The sequence below is a fragment of the Variovorax sp. 20P10.2.4 genome, from assembly GCF_058244205.1.
This window is the reverse complement of sequence record NZ_JBZAYE010000588.1, coordinates 1-4,593: the sequence shown is the minus strand read 5'-3', so window position 1 is coordinate 4,593 and position 4,593 is coordinate 1. Positions and strand designations below refer to the sequence as shown.

The following is a 4,593-nucleotide window of genomic DNA, read 5'->3' as shown; positions in this document are numbered from 1 at the left end:
GGCCGCCTTCCTGCGCGGCCTCGGCGGCACGCACCAGCCGCCCGAGATGCTCACGCCGGGCCTGATGGAGCGCATCGGCTCGATGCTGCGCAGCGCCACCGAAGGCACGCTGCAGCTGCTGCTCACGCGCCAGGAGTTCAAGCGCGAGGTGCGCGCCGAGGTCACGATGATCGCGGCGCAGGCCAACAACCCGCTGAAGTTCTCGCCCACGGTCGAGGTCGCGCTGGCGCACCTGCTGGGGCCGGGCGTGCGTGGCTTCATGCCGGCCGAGGCCGCGATGCGCGATGCCTTCAACGACCTGCGCGCGCACCAGTTCGGCGTGATGGTCGGCCTGCGCGCGGCGCTGGCGCACGTCATCGCGCGCTTCGAGCCCGAGGAGCTCGAGAAGAAGATCAGTTCGAAGTCGGCGCTCGACGCGCTGTTCGCGGCCAACCGCAAGGCCAAGCTGTGGGACCAGTTCGTGGCGCTGTACGGCGGCATCGCGACGGAGGCCGAGGACGACTTCCACAACCTGTTCGGCAAGGCCTTCCTCGAGGCCTACGAGGCGCAGATGGCGCGCCTGAAATCCGACGACTGAGGCGCGCGCGACCGCTGCACCGCAGAACAAGAACCCACGACACGCACGACCGACGCGAGGAGCCCCGCTTGGAAATCGAAATCGTCACGCTGTCCCGCCAGGGCGGCCGCAGCTACAACGAAGACGTTCACGGCCATTGGCACGACGAGCGCCATGTCGCCTGCCTGGTGGCCGACGGCGCCGGCGGCCATGGCGGCGGCGACGTGGCGGCGGCCACGGTGCGTGCGAGCGTGCTGGGCGCGTTCTCGGCCGGCCCCAGCCTCGACGAGGGCGTGCTGCGCGGCCTGATCGAGCAGGCCAACCGCGACGTGGTGACGCGCCAGGCCGAGGGCGGCACGCTCGCCGGCATGCGCTCGACGGTGGTGTTCGCGGCCATCGACCTCGAGGTCCATGCGCTGGCCTGGGTGCACAGCGGCGACAGCCGGGCCTACCTGTTCCGTGGCGGCGCGATCGTCGCGCGCACCACCGACCACAGCCTGGTGCAGCAGATGGTGGCCGGCGGCATGCTCGACGAGGAGGGCGCGCGCCTGCATCCGCAGCGCAACATGCTGCTGTCGGCGCTGGGCTCGCTCGAGGAAGAACCCGACATCGCGGTGTCGGACCGCATGCGGCTGTTGCCGGGCGACGTGCTGCTGCTGTGCAGCGACGGCGTGTGGGAGCCGCTGGGCGACGAATGCCTGGTCGAGACCCTGCATGCCTCGCGCACGCCCAGCCAGTGGGTCGAGCAGATCGAGGCGCAGATCGTCGCGCGCGCGAAGCCGGGGCACGACAACTACACGGCGCTCACGCTGTGGGTGATCGACGCCGCCGAGGACGAGACGCGACTGCTGCCGGTCGAGGCGCAGCCCGAGCCGCGCGATCCCGAAGACACCGTCCTCGGTTGACGAAACGGGCGGCGGCGCGCGCCGCCTCCTCTCCCTTTTCTTTTCTCCCGCACCAATAGAAACGGCCCGCGATGCCCTCGAGAGAGGACGCGGGCCGCAAGGCGTGGAGCTTGCCGCGCTCGCGCGGCGAAGTCCCGGGAGATCTCAGCGGGTCTCGGTGGTGGCCACGTTCCAGCCGAACTTGACGTCGCCGGTGGTGGCGCCCTTGTCGTTCTGGGCCTTGTAGGCGAACTCGATGTCCTTGTAGGTCACGACCACGTTCTCGAGCACGTCGCCGCCTTGCGAACCGGCCGGGGCCACGTTCGAGATGAAGACTTCCTTCATCGTGACCTTGAGGTACTCGCCCTGGCCGTCGCCGGACTTGCGGCAGGTCAGGACCGCGTCCTTGAAGTGCTTGCCGCTGACGCAGTTCTTGGCCAGCACGGGCGAGGCCTTGTCGAAGATGTGGACGAAGTTGAAGAAGCCGGGCTGCGCCTTGCCCTTGCCCGAGCCGCCGCCCGATGCCGCGCCGGAGGTGTTCGCCACGTCCCACGACCACGACAGGATCTCGATCTCGTCCTTGTGATCCTTGTGGGTGGCCTCGCCGGTGACGCCGTCGAACTTGATGTGGAAATCGGATGCCATCTTGCTACTCCTGTGATGCCTGCGATGCGCGGGCGATGGTTGACGAAAGAGAAAGTTTTTTGGGGCTACCGGCCGCTGCGGGTGGGGCTTCGGCCGGTAGTGATCTCAGAACGAAGAAGCGGGCGGGATTTCAAACCCACCCGATGGCCTATGCCGCGCCCTTGGCGGACGGCAGCTTGGAGACCAGGCGCAGCGAGACCGTCAGGCCCTCGAGCTGGTAGTGCGGGCGCAGGAAGAACTTGGAGGAGTAGTAGCCGGGATTGCCCTCCACCTCCTCGACCACCACCTCGGCCGCGGCCAGCGGCTTCTGGGCCTTGGTGACTTCGGACGAGTTCGCGGGATCGCCGTCGACGTAGTTCATGATCCACTTGTTGAGCCAGCGCTGCATCTCGTCGCGTTCCTTGAACGAGCCCACCTTGTCGCGCACGATGCACTTGAGGTAGTGCGCGAAGCGGTTGCAGGCGAACAGGTAGGGCAGGCGCGCGGCCAGGTTGGCGTTGGCGGTGGCGTCGGGATCGTCGTACTCGGCCGGCTTGTGCAGCGACTGGGCGCCGATGAAGGCCGCGAAGTCGGAGTTCTTGCGGTGGATCAGCGACAGCAGGCCGGCCTTCGAGAGCTCGGCCTCGCGCCGGTCGCTGATCGCGATCTCGGTCGGGCACTTCTGGTCCACGCCGCCGTCGTCGCTCGGGAAGGTGTGCAGCGGCAGGTTCTCGACCGCGCCGCCCGACTCGATGCCGCGGATGCGCGAACCCCAGCCGTAGAGCTTGTACGAGCGGTTGATGTTGGTGGCCATCGCATAGGCGGCGTTGGCCCAGGCGTACTTGCTGTGGTCCGCGCCGGCGGTGTCCTCCTCGAAGTCGAACTCCTCCACCGGGTTGGTGTTGGCGCCGTAGGGCGTGCGCGCCAGGAAGCGCGGCATGCACAGGCCCAGGTACTTCGCGTCGTCCGACTCGCGCAGCGAACGCCAGCCGGCGTACTCGGGCGTGAGGAAGATCTTGGTCAGGTCGCGCGGGTTGGCGAGCTCCTGCCACGATTCCATCTGCATCAGGTTCGGGCTCGCGCCGGTGATGAAGGGGGCGTGGGCCGAGGCGGCGATCTTGGCCATCTCGCCGAGCAGCTCGACGTCGGGCGGGCTCTGGTCGAAGTGGTAGTCGCCGACGATGGCGCCGAAGGGCTCGCCGCCGAACTGGCCGTACTCCTGCTCGTAGATCTTCTTGAACATCGGGCTCTGGTCCCAGGCCGCGCCCTTGAACTTCTTGAGGTTCTTGGCGAGCTCCTGCTTCGAGATGTCCATCACCCGGATCTTCAGGTTCTCGTCGGTCTCGGTGTTGTTCACCATGTAGTGCAGGCCGCGCCACGCACTCTCGAGCTTCTGGTAGTCGGGGTGGTGGATGATCCGGTTGACCTGCTCGGTGAGCTTGGCGTCGATCGCCGCGATCATCGACTGGATCGACTTCGTGACGTCCTTGCCGATGACCTCGCTGTTGGCCAGCGCCTGCTGGGCCAGCGTGAGCACGGCGGCTTCGACCGCGCTCTTGGCTTCGTCGCTGCGCGGCTTGAATTCCTTCTGCAGCAGCGACGAAAAGTCGCTGCCCGCGTACGCGACGTCTTTCAACGCGCTCTGTTCGAGTGCTTCGGCCATGGTGGGTTACTCCTCGTGAACCGGATGTGGAAGTCGGAATGGGACAGGGATCAGGCGGCCGGCGGGGTGGTGCCGTCCTCGGGCTTCTTGGTCGCGGCCAGCGACTGCAGCAGCGCCGGGTCCTCGAGCACCTTGGCCAGCAGTTCCTCGGCGCCGTTCTTGCCGTCCATGTAGGTGACGAGGTTCGACAGCTGGGTGCGCGCCTCGAGCAGCTTGTTGAGCGCGCCGACCTTGCGGGCCACGGCGGCGGGCGAGAAGTCCTCCATGTTCTCGAAGGTCAGCTCGACCTTGAGCTCGCCCTCGCCGGTCAGCGAGTTCTCGACCGCGAAGGCCGCGCGCGGCTTCATGGCCTTCATGCGCGAGTCGAAGTTGTCGACGTCGAACTCGAGGAACTTGCGGTCGGTCACGGGCGCCAGCGGGTCGGCGGGCTTGCCCGACAGGTCGGCCAGCACGCCCATCACGAAGGGCAGCTGGATCTTCTTCTCGGCGCCGTAGAGTTCGACGTCGTATTCGATCTGCACCCGGGGCGCCCGGTTGCGGGCGATGAATTTCTGACTGCTCTTGGCCATGGCGATGCTCCTTGCGGGGGTGAAACGGGGTGGGTCGATCCAGGGATGGAAAGGGGAGGGGAGGAGGGGGAGAGGCGGCGGAAGGGCCTCAGTCCGAGGCGCGGCGGCCGGTCACGTTCTCGATCGTGTCGAGCGCGTTCGGCGCGAGGTTGGCCATGATCTCGAGGAAGCTCACGCCGATCAGCTTCTTGGCGCGCTCGATCAGCAGCGGCGCGGGATTGCCGGGCTCGGTGGTCTCGAGGAAGCGGATCACGCGGTCGAGCATCTTCAGCGCGTCCTCGCGGGTCTGGATCTCGC

The 4,593-nt window shown here is 67.5% G+C and carries 5 protein-coding genes and 1 pseudogene; 2 read left to right on the top strand and 4 right to left on the bottom strand.

The features are described from left to right. Both tagH and AC27VN_RS33625 read left to right on the top strand, forming a co-directional pair. A partial coding sequence (gene tagH / locus AC27VN_RS33630; protein WP_490879369.1) for a type VI secretion system-associated FHA domain protein TagH occupies positions 1 to 577 on the top strand: 577 nt, incomplete at its 5' end. A gap of 68 nt (positions 578 to 645) precedes the next feature. Next, the gene (locus AC27VN_RS33625) at positions 646 to 1,461 is read left to right on the top strand and encodes a PP2C family protein-serine/threonine phosphatase (protein WP_490879368.1); all 816 of its coding nucleotides are present in this window, start codon (positions 646 to 648) and stop codon (positions 1,459 to 1,461) included. Positions 1,462 to 1,605: 144 nt separating this feature from the next. Here AC27VN_RS33625 and AC27VN_RS33620 read toward each other — a convergent pair whose 3' ends face one another. From AC27VN_RS33620 to AC27VN_RS33605, 4 genes and pseudogenes are all read right to left on the bottom strand, one after another. Continuing rightward, positions 1,606 to 2,085 (bottom strand): Hcp family type VI secretion system effector, encoded by a 480-nt coding sequence (locus AC27VN_RS33620; protein ID WP_093350855.1) that lies wholly within the window; start codon positions 2,083 to 2,085, stop codon positions 1,606 to 1,608. Between the two features lie 148 nt (positions 2,086 to 2,233). After that, positions 2,234 to 3,727, bottom strand: coding sequence for a type VI secretion system contractile sheath large subunit (gene tssC, locus AC27VN_RS33615; RefSeq protein ID WP_093350857.1), 1,494 nt, complete (start codon positions 3,725 to 3,727; stop codon positions 2,234 to 2,236). 50 nt (positions 3,728 to 3,777) lie between these two features. Further along, a complete protein-coding gene (gene tssB / locus AC27VN_RS33610) occupies positions 3,778 to 4,296 on the bottom strand; it encodes a type VI secretion system contractile sheath small subunit (protein ID WP_093350860.1) in 519 nt (172 codons plus the stop codon). Positions 4,297 to 4,384: 88 nt separating this feature from the next. Next, positions 4,385 to 4,593: pseudogene (locus tag AC27VN_RS33605) on the bottom strand (type VI secretion system protein TssA); the annotation flags it as partial.

Coding starts and splice junctions, on each gene's coding strand:
- tssB (WP_093350860.1), bottom strand. CDS start 4,296: ATGGCCAAGAGCAGTCAGAAATTCATCGCCCGCAACCGGGCGCCCCGG.
- AC27VN_RS33620 (WP_093350855.1), bottom strand. CDS start 2,085: ATGGCATCCGATTTCCACATCAAGTTCGACGGCGTCACCGGCGAGGCC.
- tssC (WP_093350857.1), bottom strand. CDS start 3,727: ATGGCCGAAGCACTCGAACAGAGCGCGTTGAAAGACGTCGCGTACGCG.